Source organism: Chryseobacterium sp. KBW03 (genome assembly GCF_003852415.1).
GTDB lineage: Bacteria > Bacteroidota > Bacteroidia > Flavobacteriales > Weeksellaceae > Chryseobacterium > Chryseobacterium viscerum.
The window spans coordinates 40,749-60,966 of sequence record NZ_QAJO01000012.1 but is presented as its reverse complement, the minus strand read 5'-3'; the positions used below and the strand labels follow the sequence as shown (position 1 = coordinate 60,966).

Annotated in this window: 16 protein-coding genes; 5 read left to right on the top strand and 11 right to left on the bottom strand. The window is 37.4% G+C overall.

What is annotated here, in order from left to right:
* Position 1: 1 nt before the first annotated feature.
* From DBR39_RS20225 to DBR39_RS20175, 11 genes are all read right to left on the bottom strand, one after another.
* Complete coding sequence (locus tag DBR39_RS20225) at positions 2 to 2,212, bottom strand: RelA/SpoT family protein (protein ID WP_109738169.1); 2,211 nt, start codon at positions 2,210 to 2,212, stop codon at positions 2 to 4.
* Positions 2,213 to 2,321: 109 nt separating this feature from the next.
* Positions 2,322 to 2,687 (bottom strand): hypothetical protein, encoded by a 366-nt coding sequence (locus tag DBR39_RS20220; RefSeq protein ID WP_124536109.1) that lies wholly within the window; start codon positions 2,685 to 2,687, stop codon positions 2,322 to 2,324.
* Positions 2,688 to 3,032: 345 nt separating this feature from the next.
* Positions 3,033 to 4,958, bottom strand: a complete 1,926-nt coding sequence (gene acs / locus DBR39_RS20215; RefSeq protein WP_228447885.1) for an acetate--CoA ligase — start codon at positions 4,956 to 4,958, stop codon at positions 3,033 to 3,035.
* Positions 4,959 to 5,177: 219 nt separating this feature from the next.
* Positions 5,178 to 7,064, bottom strand: coding sequence for an AMP-binding protein (locus tag DBR39_RS20210; RefSeq protein WP_124536444.1), 1,887 nt, complete (start codon positions 7,062 to 7,064; stop codon positions 5,178 to 5,180).
* Positions 7,065 to 7,218: 154 nt separating this feature from the next.
* Positions 7,219 to 7,578: a response regulator transcription factor gene (locus DBR39_RS20205; RefSeq protein ID WP_124536105.1), complete on the bottom strand. Its 360-nt coding sequence runs from the start codon at positions 7,576 to 7,578 to the stop codon at positions 7,219 to 7,221.
* A gap of 9 nt (positions 7,579 to 7,587) precedes the next feature.
* On the bottom strand, positions 7,588 to 10,290 hold the full coding sequence (locus DBR39_RS20200) for an ATP-binding protein (RefSeq protein ID WP_124536103.1): 2,703 nt from the start codon (positions 10,288 to 10,290) through the stop codon (positions 7,588 to 7,590).
* Positions 10,283 to 10,477, bottom strand: a complete 195-nt coding sequence (locus DBR39_RS20195) for a hypothetical protein (protein WP_124536101.1) — start codon at positions 10,475 to 10,477, stop codon at positions 10,283 to 10,285. Before DBR39_RS20195 ends, DBR39_RS20200 begins: the two co-directional genes overlap by 8 nt.
* A 66-nt stretch (positions 10,478 to 10,543) precedes the next feature.
* Positions 10,544 to 10,771: a DUF6814 family protein gene (locus tag DBR39_RS20190; RefSeq protein WP_034696261.1), complete on the bottom strand. Its 228-nt coding sequence runs from the start codon at positions 10,769 to 10,771 to the stop codon at positions 10,544 to 10,546.
* 43 nt (positions 10,772 to 10,814) lie between these two features.
* Entirely contained in the window at positions 10,815 to 12,395 is a 1,581-nt protein-coding gene (locus DBR39_RS20185) for an MFS transporter (protein ID WP_124536099.1), read from the bottom strand.
* 296 nt (positions 12,396 to 12,691) lie between these two features.
* Positions 12,692 to 14,071 carry a porin gene (locus tag DBR39_RS20180; protein WP_124536097.1) on the bottom strand — a complete coding sequence of 460 codons (1,380 nt, stop codon included), beginning with the start codon at positions 14,069 to 14,071 and terminating at the stop codon, positions 12,692 to 12,694.
* Positions 14,072 to 14,300: 229 nt separating this feature from the next.
* A complete protein-coding gene (locus DBR39_RS20175; RefSeq protein WP_124536095.1) occupies positions 14,301 to 14,717 on the bottom strand; it encodes a helix-turn-helix domain-containing protein in 417 nt (138 codons plus the stop codon).
* Positions 14,718 to 14,877: 160 nt separating this feature from the next.
* Between DBR39_RS20175 and DBR39_RS20170 the strand changes: the two genes are divergently transcribed.
* From DBR39_RS20170 to DBR39_RS20150, 5 genes are all read left to right on the top strand, one after another.
* On the top strand, positions 14,878 to 15,564 hold the full coding sequence (locus tag DBR39_RS20170; RefSeq protein ID WP_124536093.1) for a GNAT family N-acetyltransferase: 687 nt from the start codon (positions 14,878 to 14,880) through the stop codon (positions 15,562 to 15,564).
* Positions 15,536 to 16,732 carry an argininosuccinate synthase gene (locus DBR39_RS20165; RefSeq protein WP_124536091.1) on the top strand — a complete coding sequence of 399 codons (1,197 nt, stop codon included), beginning with the start codon at positions 15,536 to 15,538 and terminating at the stop codon, positions 16,730 to 16,732. The genes DBR39_RS20170 and DBR39_RS20165 overlap by 29 nt, the downstream gene beginning before the upstream one ends.
* Positions 16,733 to 16,784: 52 nt before the next feature.
* Complete coding sequence (gene argC / locus DBR39_RS20160; RefSeq protein ID WP_124536089.1) at positions 16,785 to 17,750, top strand: N-acetyl-gamma-glutamyl-phosphate reductase; 966 nt, start codon at positions 16,785 to 16,787, stop codon at positions 17,748 to 17,750.
* 96 nt (positions 17,751 to 17,846) lie between these two features.
* Entirely contained in the window at positions 17,847 to 18,986 is a 1,140-nt protein-coding gene (locus DBR39_RS20155; RefSeq protein WP_124536087.1) for an aspartate aminotransferase family protein, read from the top strand.
* Between the two features lie 232 nt (positions 18,987 to 19,218).
* A complete protein-coding gene (locus DBR39_RS20150) occupies positions 19,219 to 20,178 on the top strand; it encodes an N-acetylornithine carbamoyltransferase (RefSeq protein ID WP_124536085.1) in 960 nt (319 codons plus the stop codon).
* Positions 20,179 to 20,218 lie beyond the last annotated feature (40 nt).

The following is a 20,218-nucleotide window of genomic DNA, read 5'->3' as shown; positions in this document are numbered from 1 at the left end:
TCTATGATTGTAGTCGTCTCACTCTTGAAACCCCATTAATATTTTTAAGTTTTTTAAAGGTCTCTTCCAGCTGACCTTTATTTTTGACTTCCAGATTTATATTTCCTGTGAAAACCCCATTGTTGGATTCAATAGACATACTTTTCATATCCATTCCCATACTTCCGCTGATAACAGTGGTAATGTCGTTGATCATTCCCATTCTGTCAAGTCCTTCAATTTCAATTTTCACTCTGTTCTTGAAGCTTTCAGCGTTCACCCATTTGGCAGGAATGACACGATAGTCATACTGCGCTCTTAGGTTAATGGCATTCGGACAGGTGTCACTGTGAACCTTAATTCCGTCTGAAATGGTGATGAATCCGAAAATTTTGTCCCCAGGAATTACTGTACAGCATTTTGCATAGCTATAGTTTAGTTTTTCTTCATCTTTCCCAAAGACAATCATATCAAGGTTTTCCTCTTTCGGTTCCTCGAAATGGTGATTTTTACTAGGTGACTTTCTGAATCTTGAAAGTAAATTGTTAAATACATTTTTGCTTTCAATGTATTTTCTTAAACTGCTTACATCCAGTTCATTGCTTTGGAATTTAAGAAATAACTCCTGAGAAGATTTTAAATTAAAGAACTTTTGAAGTTTGTTAATTTCTTCATCATTAAAGTTGATTTTTGCATGACGAAGTTTTCTCTGTAAAATTTCTTTCCCTTCCTCTACCAGTTGGTTTTTCTGAGAGTTCAGATAACTTTTGATCTTGGACTTGGCTTTTGATGTTACTACAAATTCCAGCCAGTCAGATTTTGGTTTCTGATTCTGTGAAGAAAGAATATCTATCTGATCTCCGTTTTGAAGAATATAGGAAATAGGAACCAGTTTTCCATTGATTTTGGCACCCAGACACTTCATTCCCAGATCTGAATGGACCGAGAAAGCAAAATCCAGGGCAGTAGCATTGGTAGGCAGAATTTTAATTTCTCCTTTGGGTGTAAAGACAAATACCTCCTTAGAATATAAATTAAGCTTAATGTTATCCAAAAGCTCCGAAGTGGAAAGATTCTGCTGTTGTTCCAGTACTTCACGGATCTCTGTTACCCATTTTTCAAAATTTCTGTCATCAGAACTTTGTTTGTAACCTTCTTTGTATTTATAATGGGCAGCAACTCCTTTTTCAGCAATTTCATCCATTCGCTCTGAACGGATCTGTACTTCAATCCATTTTCTGTCAGGACCTAAAACCGTTAAGTGTAAGCTTTCGTATCCTGTAGAACGAGGCTGTGTAATCCAGTCACGCATTCTCGATGGGTTACTGTGATATACATCTGTAACAATAGAATAGATCTTCCAGGCCAGGAATTTTTCATTTTTCGCATCGGATTTATAAATAATCCTGATGGCATAGTTGTCAAAAACTTCCTCAAAGGAAACTCCCTGTTTCAGCATCTTTCTGTAAATGGAAGAGATGGCTTTTGCACGGCCTTTGATTTTAAAATTTAAGCCTTCTTCCCCAAGTCTTGTTGATACTTCTTTTGTAAACTCGTTAATATATCGCTCACGGTTTTCTTTGGCAAGTTCCAATTTTTCCGTGATCTCGTTATATACTTCCGGGCTGTTATATTTTAAGGAAAGATCTTCCAGCTCAGATTTGATGTTGTACAATCCGAGACGGTGAGCCATCGGCGCATAGATATAGACTGTTTCCGAAGCAATTTTTTTCTGCTTATCCGGAGCCATGCTTTCCAGTGTCCTCATATTATGAAGACGGTCCGCAATTTTAATCAGAATAACCCTGAAATCCTCGGATAATGTCAATAACAGTTTCCTGTAGTTTTCAGACTGTACAGAGATGTTCTGATGATTCATGATGGATATTTTGGTCAATCCATTCACGATATTGGCTATCTTTTCTCCAAAGATTTTTTTCAGATCTTCGTAGGTATAATCGGAATCTTCAATTACATCATGCAAAAGGGCACAGGCAATAGAGGTAGCACCCAAACCAATCTCTGTCGCTACAATTTTAGCAACAGCAATAGGGTGGTAGATGTAAGGCTCGCCGGATTTTCTCCTTTGATCCTTGTGGGCGTCCAGGGCAATATCGAATGCCTTTCTGATGAGTTTGTTATTTTCCTCATCCAACGTCCTGTATGTGTTAGAAATCAAGTCCTTATATCTGGCCAGGATTTCTTTATTTTCTTGTTCTAAATCGTAACTCATTTGTGTACATGCCTATAATAAGACGAAAATACGAAATTTTTTAGTCTTTTCAAACATAAAAGATCCGCAGAATGCCCTGCGGATCTTTAGCTATTGAATTTTATGTCGTTTAGAATTTAACTTCAGAATTCATACCGTCACTTGACGTTTTGATTTTAATATCAGGGCTGTTCTGAATTTCAGCTCTGTTTCGCACATCTATATACCTTTTAATCGTGTCATAATTCGTTTCATTGATATTCATGTTCTCAAATAAATACGATTTTAAGGCTGCATTTTGAATGAAAACATTCCGGGCAAGATCAATCTGATCAATATCCTTTACAGTAACACTCGCCATATATTGGGAGTTATTGGAATCATTGTTAAGGTATACCATGTAATCTTCATTTTCAAATCCTGAGTTTTCCAGATCACTTTCTAGTTTTTTGTAGTCGCTGTGATGCTCAAATAGCCCAGCTATTATATGTGACATAGTTCATTGGTTTTAAAGTTATGACTAAAGTTAGTAATTATTTTCTGATTATTATTGTGCTTAAGTCAATAAAATTTGTTAATTAACATTCTGTTTTCAATATAAAATGATAATGTTTAAGAATAATTATTGAACGGATGTTTAATTTTAGCAATTGGGTAATTGTATCTATTTGGAAATTGATGTTTCTATTATATTCTTGATTTTAGGAAAAATAAGAAGGCTTAATTCGATATAACTCTAATGTTTTAAGAAATTAATTTGTGATAAAATTGAACGTTTTAAAGCAAATAAAAGCCCCGGAAATGACTTCCAGGGCTCACTATTGGTTAAAAAAATGATTAATTAAATTCTTTCGTTTTTGATTTCTTCTACAATTTCAGGGTTGAGCAGAGTACTGATATCTCCAAAATTACTGAAGTCGCCTTCTGCAATTTTTCTCAGTATTCTACGCATAATTTTCCCGGAACGCGTTTTCGGAAGCCCTGATACAAACTGTATCTTATCCAGTTTAGCAATAGGTCCTATCTGATCGGCAATCAGCTGATTGATTTCTTTTTTAAGATTTTCTTTATCACGCCCTTCACCGGTTTCTTTAAGGGTGACATATCCATAAAGCGCATTCCCTTTAATATCGTGCGGGTAGCCTACAATAGCGGATTCTGCAACAGCTGGGTGCTGGTTGATACTGTCTTCAATAGGAGCGGTTCCCAGATTGTGGCCTGAAACAATGATTACATCGTCTACACGTCCCGTAATTCTGTAATAGCCAACTTCATCTCTCAAAGCCCCGTCACCCGTAAAATATTTACCAGGAAAAGCGGTGAAATACGTTTCTTTATATCGTTGGTGGTCGCCCCAGATTGTTCTTGCAATTCCCGGCCATGGAAAACGGATACAAAGATTTCCGGTCACCTGGTTTCCTGTAATTTCATTTCGCTTATCATCCATCAAAACAGGCTGTACGCCGGGTAAAGGAAGGGTAGCGTACGTAGGTTTCGTTGGGGTTACAAAAGGAAGCGGTGAAATCATAATTCCTCCCGTTTCAGTCTGCCACCAGGTGTCCACGATAGGGCATTTTTTCTTTCCAACATGATCGTTGAACCAATGCCATGCTTCATCGTTGATAGGTTCACCCACAGAACCAATTACTTTCAAAGAGCTAAGGTCATGTTTATCTACCCATTCTGCACTTTCTTTCGCTAAAGAGCGAATGGCAGTAGGAGCGGTGTAAAATTGAGTGATCTTATGTTTTTCAATCACTTCCCAGAAACGGTCTGGTTCAGGATAAGTAGGAACTCCTTCAAAAATTACGGTAGTTGCTCCATTTAATAAAGGTCCGTAAAGAATATAAGAGTGTCCCGTAATCCATCCGATGTCTGCAGTACACCAATAAATATCATTTTCCTTATAATTAAATACGTTTTTGAATGTATAAGCGGTATACACCATATAACCGGCACAAGTGTGGAGCATTCCTTTTGGTTTCCCTGTAGATCCGGAAGTATACAGAATGAAAAGCGGATCTTCGGAATCCATAATTACTGTAACGAAATCAGCAGAAGCTTTTTCATACAGATCGGCCATCCAGTGATCTCTTCCTTCTTTCATCTTAATTTCATTGTTGGTTCTCTTGACTACAAGAACGTTTTCAACCGTTGGTGTTTTTTCCAAAGCATCATCAACAATACTTTTTAGGTCAAGAACCTTATTTCCCCGGTAGCTTCCATCTGATGTGATCACCATTTTTGCTTCACAGTCATTTACCCTTGAAGCGACTGCTGCAGCTGAGAATCCTGCGAAGATCACAGAATGTACTGCCCCAAGCTTTGCACAGGCAAGCATTGTAATAGCCAATTCAGGAATCATGGGAAGATAGATACAGACTCTGTCTCCCTTTTTAATACCCATATCCTGTAAAACATTAGCCGTTTTATTAACGCGGGTATATAATTCTTGGTAAGAAATATGCTGTGCTTCTTCCTTTGGATCGTTAGGTTCCCAGATGATGGCTGTTTTCTCTCCTCTTATGGCAAGGTGTCTGTCGATACAGTTTTTAGTAATATTGAGTTTTGCATTTTTGAACCAGGTAATTTTAGCTTCATTCATATCATACTTAACAACCTTGCTCCATCGTTGGTACCACACGAAATTTTGATCCGCTACCTTATCCCAGAATTTTTTAGGATTTTTGATAGACTTTTTATAATCTTCAAAATATTGTGGTAAATCTTCTATTAAGTAATTTCTCATATCCCTTTCGTTTTTTATTGATTTTATTTTGATAAATATTTTTATGTTTTTGATTTTTGAAAGCGCAAGCCGTTAACTTTTTAAGTGGTTTAAAATCATAGCTGAAACTATTTAGTTAACGATGCTTCTTATTCATCTTTGATGAACTTAATACTCTTTAATATCTTTATTTCTCTTAATGGTTCAACGTTTTATAATGGATTAAACAAATATTTAAATTTATGTTTAATTTCCCGCTTAAGCCCTATATTCCTTGATTTTTTCCTGAATTTCATCAATGATTTTTTCATCGTCAATCGTTGAGGGAATCTGGAAATCTTTTCCGTCAAGCAGCGTTCGGATCAGTTTTCTTAAAATCTTTCCGGATCGTGTTTTAGGTAAGCGTTTGACAACCATAGCGTTTTTTAGAAAAGCCACTGCTCCGATTTTATTGCGGACCATTTGAATGATGTCTTTTTCAATGTCTTTTTCAGAAATAGCTGAGCCGTTTTTCAACACAACGGCAGCAAAAGGGACCTGTCCTTTTAAATCATCATCAATGCCAACGACAGCACATTCCGCGACATCCGGATGTGAAGAAACAATTTCTTCCATCTCAGAGGTGGAAAGTCTGTGTCCTGCTACATTGATCACATCATCCACTCTTCCTGTAATGAAAATATAACCGTCTTCATCCTGTATAGCACCGTCTCCTGAAAAATAATACCCTTTGTACTGAGACAGGTAGCTGTTTTCAAAACGTTCGTAATCTTTCCATATTCCAAGCATGGCACCGGGCGGAAGAGGAAGTTTGATTACCAGATAACCTTCGTGATGCGGATCGAGTTCTAAGCCGTTTTCATCAAAGATTTTAATGTCATATCCAGGAATAGTTTTTCCTGCAGAAGCTCTTTTGATCTGGTAGTTTTCATCGTGAGTCAGTAACCCAAGCATAGGCCACCCGGATTCTGTCTGCCACCAATGGTCTATAGCCGGAACGCCGATATGTTCTGCAAACCAGTCCAGAGTAGCGACATCGCATCTTTCACCTGCCAGAAACTGTTTTCTGAAATGTGAAAGATCATATTTTTTTACCAATTCTCCGTTCGGATCTTCTTTTTTAATCGCCCTGATAGCGGTAGGAGCCGTAAACATCACTGAAACCTTGTATTCTGAAATGATTCTCCAAAATGTTCCTGCATCAGGAGTCATAATAGGTTTTCCTTCAAAAATAATAGTGGTATTTCTGTTGATTAATGGTCCGTACACAGAAAAACTATGCCCAACTGCCCATCCAAAATCTGAAGCCGCCCAATAGGTTTCTCCCGGTTCCACTCCATAAACATACGTCATGGAGAATTGTAATGCAGTGGCATATCCTCCGGTATCACGAACAATACCTTTGGGTTTTCCGGTAGTTCCCGATGTGTAAAGCAGATAGAGCGGATGGGTAGATTCCACAGAAATACAGTCTGCAGGAGCAGATTTTTCAACCAATTCTTCATAATCAATCAATCCATCGAACATTTCATCCTGATTATCTACTAATTTTCTGTTGTAAACAATAATATTATCTACTTTATCTTGTGCCAGTTCAATCGCTTTTTCCACCAGCGGGAGATAAGGAATTCTTTTGGCGATTTCCACTCCTGCTGTAGCTGTGATTAAAACTTTTGGTTTGCAGTCATCAATTCTCACGACAAGTTCATGAGGAGCAAAACCTCCAAAAACCACATTATGAATAACCCCGATTCTTGCACATGCCAACATGGCAAAAAGAGTCTGCGGAATCATAGGCATATAGATAACTGCCGTGTCTCCTTTTTGTAATCCTAAAGAAGCCAGCCCTCCTGCCAGTTTTGCAATTTCCTCTTTCGCCTGACTGAAAGTGTAGGTTTTCTTCTGATCGGTTACAGGAGAATCATAAACAATGGCAACCTGATCTCCGAAACCCTCTTCAATGTGCCTGTCGATACATAAATAACACATATTGAGCTTTCCATCGGAAAACCACTGTGGGTAATCATTCTCACCGTTTGAAAGGATTTGCTGGGGGAAATCAAACCATTTGAGTTTTCCGGCCTGTTCCTTCCAGAAGTTTTCTTTATGTTCTATGCTTTGTTTAAATAATGTATCCATATCAATAGTCTTGTGTTTGGTTTTTTGCTTATCCTTGTCAAGGTTTAAAACCTTGACAAGGATAAGCAAGGCTAAATTGCGAGCCAAAGACGAAGTAATAACCGTTTTTACCAGTCGTTATCTGAAGTCTTAATCTTGATTCTTAGCTCTTAATTCTTACTTAAAACATCTCCTCAATCTGCTGCATCAGTTTCTTAATCGAGTAGGGCTTTGTAACGTAAGCATCAGCTCCCATTTCTAATCCTTTTTCAATATCTCTGGGATTGTTTTTAGCACTCAGAAAGAGGACTTTGGTGTCTTTCAGTTTTTCATCCTGTTTGATGAGGTCCAAAGTGCTGTACCCATCAAGATTCGGCATCATGATATCGAGAAGGATGACGTCCGGAACCATCGTTTTCAGAAAATCGAGTACTTCTGTTCCGTCACGGGCAATATAGACGTCATAGCCATTTTTCTTAAAGCTGTATTCCAGCGACATTAATATTTTGTGTTCGTCATCCGCAATGATTATCTTTCTCATAAAAGGGTTTTAATGGTGTTCAACTTCATCTGTAATCTCTTTTTTAGTTTTTTCGGGAATGTTTATGGTGAAAGTAACGCCTAGTCCGCTGTTTTCGGCTTTTATACTTCCGCTGTGTGCTTGTACTATTTTTTTGGAAATGGCCAGTCCCAGTCCGCTTCCTGTTGGTTTCAAAATATTTTGATTTTTAGACTGATAAAATTTGTCAAAAATCATTTCCAAATCTTCCTCAGGAATATGCTTCCCGGTATTGAAAATACTGATGATCAGCTGTGCGTCTTTTTCAAATAGTTTAGTCTGGATTGTTCCCTGTTCATCTGTAAATTTTAAGGCATTTCCCCAGATATTCTGAAACAGCTGAATCATTCTCGCTTCATCATATTCAAATATAAAATGATTCAGGAGATTAACTTCACTTAAATGAATATTTTTCTGCTGTATCAGGTGAAGAAGTGGATTTAATGCTTTTTTATAGGTTTCGGTAATATTATTTTCCTGAATGTGTAAAGAGATTTCACCATGCTGTAATTTGTCCAGATAGAGAATGTCATTGATGATCTCACTTAATCTGTCGGATTCTGTGATGATGTTATTTAAAAACTCTTGTTTGATATCGAAAGGAATATCGTCATCATCCGCTAAAATTTCTCCTGCAGAACGAATGGCCGTGATTGGAGTTCTCAGTTCATGAGCAACAGAGTCAAGGAAATCGTCTTTTTGATGGTCTTTGATGATAAGGTTTTCGTTAGCGGTTCGCAGATCATTGGAAAGTTTCTGTAGCTCTTCAGATTGTTCCGTAAGTTTTTTATTTAAGCTGATATTTTCCTGAGATTCTTCAAGAATATTTAAAACCTCCTTTAAAGATATTTTATCTTCTTTAGTGACCCCTTCAATTAATATTTTTGCTGAAGCCGTACCGATTCTTCCAGCTAAAAGGTTTTCTGAGAACTTGATAAATCTTGAGTCGGCGGTTTCTGTTTTGGAATCGATGTTATATTTTAAATTAAAAATTCTTAATGCCTGCTCTGTTTTATTTTTGCCTAAAAAACGTTCAAGAATATTCTGAATATCTGAAATATAGGCTGTTCCACGCCAGATAAAAGCATTTTCATGATTCTGAATGTATTTGTCAATATCCACATACAGTTCCGCAAAGTTTCTTTCACGGTAATTTCCTTTGAAACTTACAGAGATAATGGTAAACAGGCTTGTATTGACGAGCATCGACCAGAAAAAGATCTGCGGAATTCTACCCAGATAAGGAATGGTAAAAAAGCCGAAAGCGTTATACATATCCCTGATGACCCCTTTAAACTCCTGATTGTACGAAAAATAATACTGTGGAATAATGAGTCCGAAGTAGCAGATTACTAATCCGGCTAAAAGCCCGGTAACAGCGCCTTTGTAACTTCCTCTTCTCCAGAATAAAGCTCCGAAAAATGCAGGGGCAAGTTGCGCAATCACTACAAATGAGATTAATCCTACAGAATCCAGTGAGGTTTTCAGAATGAAATATTTGTAGAAGGCAAAAGCCATGATGATCAGCGCAAAAATGCTGAATTTTCTGATATTGGTGATGCTTCTTGTATTTTTTTCTTCACTTTCAGACTTTAATTTTCCCAATAGTCCATATGGAATGATGAGGTTGTTGGAAAGCATGATGGATAGAGTAATGGCAGAGATTATAATCATTGAAATGCAGGAACTCAATCCTCCAAGAAAAACAAGCACCGTGATTAAGGTGTTGCCAAAATGCTGCGGAATCAAAATAGAGTAGAACTCAGGATTTACTTTTTGTCCGTCAAAAATCAATCTTCCTCCCCAGGCAATCGGGAAAATAAAAATAGTAAAGATTAGAAGGTAAAGCGGGAAAAACCAAATGGCTGTTTTAATATGTTTTTCCTGTCTGTTTTCAACAATTGCGGTATGAAACTGTCTCGGTAGAATGCAGATCGCTGTTGCAGAAATCATACACAGAACCATCCAGTTCATCGCTCCTTCAATCCCGTTGAATGTATTTTTTTCTTTAAAATCTTCAAACTTGCTGGCCTTCTCATAAATATCTGAGAATCCATCGAAGGCATAATAGATTACGAAAAGCCCAAGAATGATAATGAAGAATAGCTTTAAAAAACTTTCCAGAGCAATCGCTGAGATAATTCCCAAACGTTTTTCTGATGCATCAACGTATCGTGTTCCGTAATAAGAGGAAAATAAAGCAATTAAAACCACCACAAAAGTCGCATTATCGGTCAGGATATCTTTGGACATCGGAGTTTCTGTTACGAGATGGAAGGTTTCAGAAATAGCTTTGATCTGCAGCCCAATATAAGGTACTATTGCCAGAAGGCAGACTACTGTGATGATGGCACTCAGGCTTCTGCTGTTCCCATATCTCAATGAAATGAAATCGGCAAGGCTGCTTATCTTATTGACTCTTGAAATCCTTACAATCCGGGTGTTGATATAGATCCATGCCGGAATAATCATAATGGGGCCAATGTAAATGGGTAAGTAGTTTAATCCGCTTGTCGCTGCAACGCCAATGCTTCCATAATACGTCCATGCAGTGCAATATACTGCAAGGGATAATGCGTAAATGTAGGGATTGTTGATCCAGCGTTTGCTCTTTTTTTTCTCTGCCAGGTGGGCAACTAAGAAAAGAAGGGCAAGGTAAAGAAGGACGACAAAAAATAATGCAAAACTACTCATTATACCTTTTTACAATTACAAAAGAAATTATAATAGAGATCATCCAGACAACGAACAGGTAGATCAGGATCATAGGATAGCCTAAAACTTCCCTTTCACTGTTGAATATCAGTGAAATTGGAATACTGAAAGCAATCATAAGACCTATGCTCAGTATGATAAGTTTTTGTTCGTGTCTTTTTTTCATAAATGATTTTTGATAAAAGATAATTGATGAATGCAGTCATTCATCAATTATCTATCCATATTTCTTTTAAATTTTATCGTCAGAATATTCTCCTTTTAAGGCATAATAACCGAAAATGGCCATTCCGCCTGAGATAATCGGCATCAGTACAAAAAGAATGATGATGCCAAAAACCAGATCTTCCTGTTTTCCGGAAGCTATTTTGGGGATTCCCAATACTGTAATTCCGAAATATCCTACAATCACCGCGATGGCGATCCAGAGAATGCCTAATATTTTTTTTAGTCCGTTCATTTTAGTAGTTTTAAAATTAATAAAAATTTGAGTGATTCAGTACTTAATCGTGAAGATTATTGTTCTTACTTTTAAGATAAAACAATCCAATGATCAAACATACGGTGGCAACTCCAATCGGATACCAGAGTCCTTCCAGATACCATGTCGCATGTCCCGCTTCTTTTCCGGTAGTTACCAGATAAGTTGCCACTGCCGGAAGAAGCCCTCCGAATACTCCGTTTCCGATGTGATAAGGTAGTGACATCGAAGTGTATCGGATTCTCACAGGGAACATTTCAACAAGGAAAGCAGCGATAGGTCCATATACCATGGTTACAAATATCACTTGAATAAATACCAGGAATATCAGATACCATTTGGTGTTGTCACTTAATTTTAAGCTTTGGGATACTTTAGGCTCTTCAGCTTTTCCGTCTTTCATGACAACTCCTGCAGGTGACCAATGAACAACACTGTCTTTTTTAATCAAAGTGCCATCTGTGTAAAGAGTTTCTTTGTGAAAAGTAACCAGGCTGTCTGTAGCAATATTACTATGGATTTTAGCGGTTCTTTTTTCTGTAATTCCATTGGTAGAGAGGGTTTTGGTTTCAAGATTTACACTCTTGAACATACTTTCATAAATAGGTCTGTAAGCTAAAATAGCGACGAGCATTCCGGTCATCATTACAGCTTTTCTTCCGATTTTATCAGACAGCCACCCGAAGAATACAAAGAAAGGAGTTCCTAAAAATAAAGCAATGGCCATTAACGAATCTACCTGTGAAGATTCTACATTCATCACTTTTTGAAGGAAACTCATGGCATAGAACTGCCCTGTATACCAGATAACCCCTTGTCCCATTGCAGCTCCGAATAAAGCCAATAATACAAACTTGAAATTGTATTTATTTCCAAAGCTTTCTTTTAAAGGATTTTTAGAAGTTTTTCCTTCACTTTTGGCCTTAGCAAAAAGCGGAGATTCTTTCATGTTTTTTCTGATCACATAAGAAACAGCAACCATTAAAATCGAGATCCAGAAAGGAACTCTCCATCCCCAGGTATCGAATTCTTCTGCAGAAAGGGTTGTTTTCGTAATTAAAATAACAATCAGTGAAATGAAAAGTCCTGCTGTTGCGGTGGTTTGGATCCATGAAGTCCAGTAACCTCTTCGATGAGGCTGGGCATATTCTGCTACATAGGTAGCCGCACCTCCATATTCACCTCCAAGGGCTAATCCCTGAAGCAGCCTTAAAATTAAAACTAAAACCGGTGCCATGAATCCAATGGTTTCGTAGCTTGGGATACATCCGATCAGGAAAGTGGAAAATCCCATAATCAGCAAAGTAACAAGGAAAGTATATTTTCTTCCGATAATATCTCCCAGTCTTCCGAAAAATAAGGCTCCGAAAGGTCTTACAACAAATCCGGCTGCAAAAGTTGCCAGGGTAGATAAAAACGCTGCAGTAGGATTATCTGCAGGGAAAAATTTGGTGGCTAAAACGACGGCTAAACTTCCGAAGATATAGAAGTCATACCATTCTATCAATGTACCGAGTGATGAGGCTGTGATAACGCTCCAAATGGTGCGGTTTTTCTGCCTGTCGGTCATATTTTCGTAGCTTTCGTGATGGTTTTCGCTCATATGATTAATTTTTTATATTAATGGAATAGGATTTTAATTTGAATTTTTTTTGAACCATTAAGGAATTTTAAGTGCTTAAGGGAAATTAAGATATAACTGAAGTTATTATTAAGTTCAATGCTTTGAAACTAATTCAAAAATGTCATTCTGAATGAAATGAAATGTAATGAAGAATCTCATATGTGTCTGGTTGGTAAGATTCTTCCTTCCTCAGAATGACAAAATCAAATTATTTGAATTTTGAGACAGTGTCCTTAGTTCACCTTGCATGTTTTATCTTTCTTAATGGTTAAATTTTATAAGTAGATCTGAAACTGTACAACAAACTCCCCCTTAGAAGAAGGACTTTCTGTAGGACTTGTATAAACAGGTCTTGTCGAATATTGTGTTGTTATTTTCGCATGATGGCCGTCTATGAACCAGTTGGCTCCAACGTCAAACTGAGATGATGATTTGTCAAAGGCTTCAAAGCTTTTGTGGGTATAGGCTGCGAAAGGCTGTATTCTGATTTTCGGTTTTTCTGCCTGGCTGGGTAAAAGTAAGCCCGCCTGCGCGTAGATAATATTACCTGTTCCGATAGTGGGTTGTGGGTTTCCTGGTCCTGCGATCGCTTTATTTCCGATGAAATTAGGATCAGAAGCTGCAATATTCATGGTTCCCAGGTTTCTTACGTAGTTTGGACCGAAATTGTAGTTATAATATCCGGCATAAGCAGAAACTGCCATTTTATTTTTTGCTTCTCCCAAAGGAATATCTGCGAAAGCATCTACAGCAAAAAGAGTAATATCATGCTTTTCAATAGTTGAATTCACGGAAGTTCTTGTTCCGTCTGCCTGATGATAGAAACCGGCTCCCACATTGAAAACTTTTTTTGTTCCGAGATAAGATCCTACTTTGTAGGGAAGTGTATTTGATTCCTCATCAAGAAACTGGTATTCTACATATCCTGCTTTTGAAAAACTTGGGTTTCCGTTGTTGTCTACTGCTACAGCTTTCGAAGGATCCGTTACATTCGAAGGAGTAAGATCAGTTGCAAAAGGTTTGTTTAAGCTGAAACGGTATTCCAGTTTTCCGTATTTACCTTTCGCAAACATTCCGAGCTGTCTTGCAAACTGGTCAGAGTTATCAATCAGCGGCCAGGAAAAGACAGGAGAGTCTAATGTCAGGAAATTAAGCGTAGAAGCCATGGTCATACGGGAAAGCCCCATATAGTAATGAAGCCCTGCCCCTAAAGATAAACTGAATTTTCCCGCTTCTCCAGGTAAAATAACTGCGTATTCGTTCCATGCATCATGAAAAAATAACTGGGTTTTTTTTCCATTTCCATAACCTCCTGTGCCGGAAGTGCCTGTTGCACCTCCATTAATGAAAGTTTGGTTGTTGATCCCAAAATGAAGGAGAATCATATATCTTTTAGAGATCTGTGCATAAGCTAAGGCTCGTAATCTCCTGTTTCCTACGCTCCAGGAATTGTCAGTGGGTTCGCTGCCTACCATACTTCCGGGGTTCATGGAGGTGTTTCTTAGCCAAAACTGGTCCCATAAGATAAATCTGACGAATTTATCACCATTCGGATTGAGGTTTATTTTTAAGCCATTGCCGTAATCAGGAGAACCTTGGGAATATGCAGAACCGCTGATTAAGGCTACTCCAATAAATGTAAGTAATTTCTTCATAAATTATCAATTTTTGGCGTTGTTTTTTGTGAATGCCAAATTGTAATTAATAATTTGTTTATGAAAATTTAATATATATTAGTGGTAATAGTATAGTTATGATTTGCTAAGTGTTGTAGGGTCCGGGATTCGAGATTCCGGGTTTTTAAAATTGTTGTGTTTGTAAATTGTTGATATACAGTATTTATATGTGATTTTATACCTCGTATCTCGCATCCCGAAACCCGTACTATTTCTTAAACCTTTCCCACTTGATCAACATGTATTTATCAGCAAACTGAGTAATGATAATCCCTGAGTTTTTAATGTTTTCTTCCTTTGCAATATAGTCAATCAATTCGTTTTGTTTTAAAATCTTATAAACAGGATGGAACTCAGAGTGAGGAGGTCTTGTGATATTGTACTTTTTAATCCATGAACTTATAGTGACATGTGAAACACCAATAATTCTTTCAATTTCACGGTAGCTTAAACCCTCAAGATAAAGCTGAAGAGCCTTGGTTACATAATAATCATCAATCTGTTTCCCCAGTTTTTTAACGGTAAAATAGTACTTGCAGTCTTTGCAGTGAAAGCGTTGTTTCTCATTGATGATCCCGCTTTTTACCACTTTGATACTGTTGCATTTAGGACAGGTGCTTTCCATAACTATATTATTTTAGCAAATGTATAATAAATTAGCAAATGTATATTTTTGATTAAAGATAATTTTACCTGTCAAAAATTTTAAAACAAAAAAAATATCTTTTTTATTTGGATTTAAAAGAAAATATATTTTAAATTTGCCAAAAAAATTAGATAAATAAATGGAAATAGAAATTTCCTCATGCGAACATCTAATGTATGTGAGTGAAATACAGCAGGAAATGTACGATTCTGCACAGCGTAGAGGAACGGGGATCGCAAAACGTTCCATAGAATATTTGAGTAAGAAGATTTCAGAAGGCAATGCTGTGGTAGCCACTGAAAATGGTGAGTGGGTAGGTTTTTGTTATGTAGAGACCTGGTCACATGGGAAGTTTGTAGCCAATTCGGGACTGATTGTGTCTCCGAAATTCAGGAACGGAGGAATAGCGACTCAGATCAAGCAGAAAGTTTTCCAATTATCTAGAGATAAATATCCGGAAGCAAAAGTATTCGGATTGACAACAGGTTTGGCAGTAATGAAAATCAATAGCGATTTAGGCTATAAGCCAGTAATCTATTCTGAACTGACTCAGGATGAAGAGTTCTGGAATGGTTGCAAGAACTGCGTGAACTATGAGATTTTAATGATGAAGGAACGAAAAAACTGTCTGTGTACAGCGATGTTATTTGTTCCTGAAAACGATAAAAAAAAAGAGACGATAAGTAATCGTCCTGAAAATAAATATGATGAAATGAGCCAAGCCGATTTTGGGCATTCTGCACAAAATTCCGTTGGGGAGTTCCATTTGACTAGTAATAAAAATAAAAAAAGTCCAGATGAAAAAGAAAGTCATCTTAGCGTTTAGCGGAGGTTTAGATACTTCCTACTGTGCAAAATATCTTAGTGAAACCCTAGGGTATGATGTGTATGCCGTTACTGTAAATACCGGAGGTTTTTCTAAAGAAGAGGAAAAAGAATTGGAAAAAAGAGCCTTCAACCTTGGAGTAAAAGAATACAGGTGCATAGACGCTCAGGAAGATTATTATAATTCATGTGTGAAATATTTGATTTTCGGGAATGTATTGAAAAATAATACCTATCCTCTGTCTGTAAGTGCTGAGCGTACTATTCAGGCGCAGGAAATTGCAAAATATGCTATTGAAGTACAGGCAGATGCCATTGCACACGGAAGTACAGGAGCTGGAAACGATCAGGTTCGTTTTGATTTGATCTTCCAGGTAATGTGTCCGGATATAGAGATCATTACGCCAATCCGTGATATGGCTTTGTCCCGTGAAGAAGAAATTGAGTTTTTGAAAGATCACGGGTATGAAATGGAATTCCAGAAAGCACAATATTCGGTCAATAAAGGACTTTGGGGAACTTCAGTAGGAGGGAAAGAAACCTTGACTTCAAGAAATTATCTTCCGGAAGAAGCTTTTCCGTCTCAAATCAAAGAAACCGAGCCCTCAGAACTGGAGATCGAGTTTAAAAACGGAGAAGTGGTGGGAGTGAACGGAGAAAGCTTTGAACATTCTGTATATGCCATTCAAAAAATAGAAACTTTGGCTTCAGCATATGGAATTGGCCGTGATATTCACGTAGGAGATACCATTGTTGGGATTAAAGGACGAGTAGGATTTGAAGCGGCAGCAGCCTCAGTGATTCTCAAAGCGCATCATTTATTAGAGAAGCATACCCTTTCAAAATATCAGCAAATGATGAAGTCTCAGTTATCCGATTGGTATGGAAACTGGCTTCATGAAGCACTTTTCTTAGATCCTGTCATGAGAAATATAGAATCTTTCCTGACAGATTCTCAGAAAACTGTAAGCGGGAAAGTGTTTGTAACGCTTTATCCATACAGATTTATTCTTAATGGAATAGAATCCGATCATGACCTGATGTCTGATAAATTCGGAAGTTATGGAGAAGCCAACAGAGCATGGACCGGTGATGACGTGAAAGGATATACAAAAATTGTAAGCAATTCTTTAAATATATACCACCAGATTAACCAGAATATCAACTAGTTCCGAAGGGACGATTTAATGTAAGGCAGGATGTGTTTCTGTCAGAATCAAAATGAAGAAAACAGTAGGAATAATTGGTGCCAACGGTTATACAGGAAGTGAGCTGATACGCTTACTGGCCTTTCATCCCCATGTGACATTGAGTTTTTTATATAGTCGTTCGAATTCGGGAACAAGAATTTCGGATCTGTACCCGGATTTAACGACAGTTTGTGAAATGGTTTTGACTGATAAGCCTGAAGAGGTAGACATTCTTTTTCTATGTCTTCCACACAAGGAAAGTCAAAACTGGTTAACTAAAAATTCAGTTAAGGATGAAACACTGGTTATCGATCTTGGAAATGATTTCCGTTTAGAAGGGAAATTCGGAAACAGAGATTTTATCTACGGATTGCCGGAAATCAATAAAAAACAACTGGCAGGAGCAAAAAGTATTGCTAATCCAGGATGTTTTGCAACGGCCATTCAATTGGCTTTGCTGCCATTAGCAGAAAAAGGAGTCTTAAATGAAGTCTTTACTACAGGGATTACAGGTTCTACAGGAGCCGGACAGTCTTTGCAGGCAACGACTCATTTTACCTGGAGAAATGATAATGTTTCAGCGTATAAAACTTTAACTCATCAGCATGTAGATGAGATTTTACAACAGCTGATTTCATATAATAATAAAGAAGTAACCCTGAATTTTGTTCCATGGAGAGGAGATTTTGCAAGAGGGATTTTTACAAGTTCCACAATGAAGACGGATCTGGAGCTGAAGGAAATAGAACAATTGTATCAGGATTTTTATGCAGAGGAGCCTTTCGTTACGGTAAGTAGCAGGGCAGTTGATTTAAAGCAGGTTGTCAATACCAATCGCTGTGTGATTCAGATCGAAAAGAGTGGAAATGTTGTCGTTATTCACTCAGCGATTGACAATTTGTTAAAAGGTGCTTCAGGACAGGCAGTACAGAATATGAATCTGGCCATGAACTGGGAAGAAAATGCAGGCCTGAATTTGAAGCCAATAGCATTCTAAAAGTACAATGTAGAATGCACAAAGTAAAATGTATGGGAGCTGATAACCTCGAATCCCGTATCATTAAACATTTATCAATTATCATTTATTAAAGACATGAATTTATTCAACGTATATCCATTATTCAACATAAATCCGGTAAAAGCTCAGGGATCTTTCCTTTGGGATGATAAAGGAGAACAGTATCTTGATTTTTACGGAGGTCATGCTGTCATTTCCATTGGACATAACCATCCACACTATCAGAATAAACTGAAAGATCAATTGGAAAAAATTTCTTTTTATTCCAATTCGGTACAGAATGAACTGCAGACTGAACTGGCAGACAAGTTGGGAAAACTTTCAGGATATGAAGATTACAACCTTTTCTTATGCAACTCAGGAGCAGAAGCAAATGAAAATGCATTGAAACTGGCTTCATTTCATAATGGAAAAAACAAAGTGCTGTATTTTTCAGGTTCATTCCATGGAAGAACTTCCGCAGCGGTTTCTGTGACAGACAATCCAAAAATTGTGGCTCCGGTTAACTTTTCTGAAAGATTCATCAAATCAGAATGGAATGGTGTACAGCAGCTTGAAGAAACTTTTGAGAAGTATGGAAATGAAATTTCGTCTGTGATTATCGAAGGAATTCAGGGAGTAGGAGGAATTATGATTCCAACGCCGGAATTTTTATCCAAAATTAAAGAATTGTGCGAGAAATATAATACTGTTCTTATTTTGGATGAAGTGCAGTCAGGATATGGAAGAAGCGGATATTTCTTTGCGCACCAGGAGTTTGGTGTAGAAGCAGATATCATTACTACAGCTAAAGGAATGGGGAATGGTTTCCCGGTTGGCGGAGTTTTGATCCATCCTAAATTCCAGGCAAGCAACGGTTTGCTGGGAACTACATTCGGGGGAAATCACCTGGCTTGTGCAGCCTCAATTGCTGTACTGGATGTAATGAAAGATGAAAATCTTATCGAAAACGCTCAGCAGATGGGCGCGTATATTGAAAATGAAATTAAAGATTTACCACATATTAAATCCATCCGAAGGAAAGGATTGATGATCGGAATAGAACTCGATAGAGACTGTTCAGAAATAAGGAAAAGCTTATTGTTCGATCAGCATATTTTCACAGGAAACTCTAATGATAAAACAGTGTTGAGGATTCTTCCGGCACTGAATATCAAAAAAGAGGAAACGGATCTTTTCATCAATGCTCTGAAAATAGTATTGGAGAAAATTTAAACTACAAAAGTTACAAAAGAGTTTAAACACTTAAGTGATTGTAAAAAACTACTAAACGCTTAAGGAGTATACTTAAGTTTTTGAAAATCTTTGATTTTCAGCTTATGTGATCTTACATATTTTCAAATTAATAAACTTTTAAAACTTAAGTGTTCTAAAGTGTTTAAATAAAAACTTTTGTGGTTAGATCAACAATTAATAAGGAAAAGAAAATCTTTAAAATCAATTCAAAATGAAAAAATTCACCTCTGTAAGTGATGTTGAAAACTTACAGGAAATCATAAAAAAAGCTTTACAAATAAAAGCAGACCCCCTTACCGAAACAGAAAAAGGAAAAGGGAAAACAATAGGACTTGTATTTTTAAACTCAAGCCTTAGAACCCGTCTGAGCAGTCAGATTGCTGCGCAAAATCTGGGATTAAATGTATTGACATTAAATGCTGCTCAGGAAGCCTGGAATCTTGAATTCGCTGACGGAGCTGTCATGAACGGTGATACGGTAGAGCATATTAAAGATGCTATTGAGGTTCTGAATCAATATTGTGATATCATTGCGGTGCGTTGTTTTGCCGGAATGAAGAGCAAGGAAGATGATGTGAATGAAAGTATCCTAAGTCAGTTTGAAAAACATGCAACAGTTCCTGTCATTTCATTGGAATCTGCAACCCGTCACCCGCTACAAAGTTTAGCAGACTGTATTACCATTACTGAAAACTGGGAAAAAGAGCATAAACCCAAAGTGGTTTTAACTTGGGCACCACACATTAAGCCTATTGCACATGCCGTGGGAAACTCTTTCGCAGAATGGATGCAGGAAATGGATGTAGAGCTGGTAATTGCCAATCCCGAAGGGTATGATTTGGATAAAAAGTTTACAAAGAATATAAAAGTAATTCATGATCAGGACGAAGCATTGAAGGATGCAGACTTTATCTATGTGAAAAACTGGTCCTCTTTTGATGACTATGCAGCAATGCCTGAAGTGAAGGGAGACTGGATGCTGACGAACGAAAAATTAGCCAATACCAACAATGCAAAAGTAATGCACTGTCTTCCGGTTCGCCGTAATGTAGAATTGAGTGATGAGGTGATGGATGGAGAGAATTCTATCATTTATCAGCAGGCAAAAAACCGTATTTTCTCTGCGCAGGCTGTGTTCAGTGAAATTTTAGATGAATTAAAAGCCAAATAATTTTTTTGCTTTTCATCCTTGTCAAGGTTCAAAACCTTGA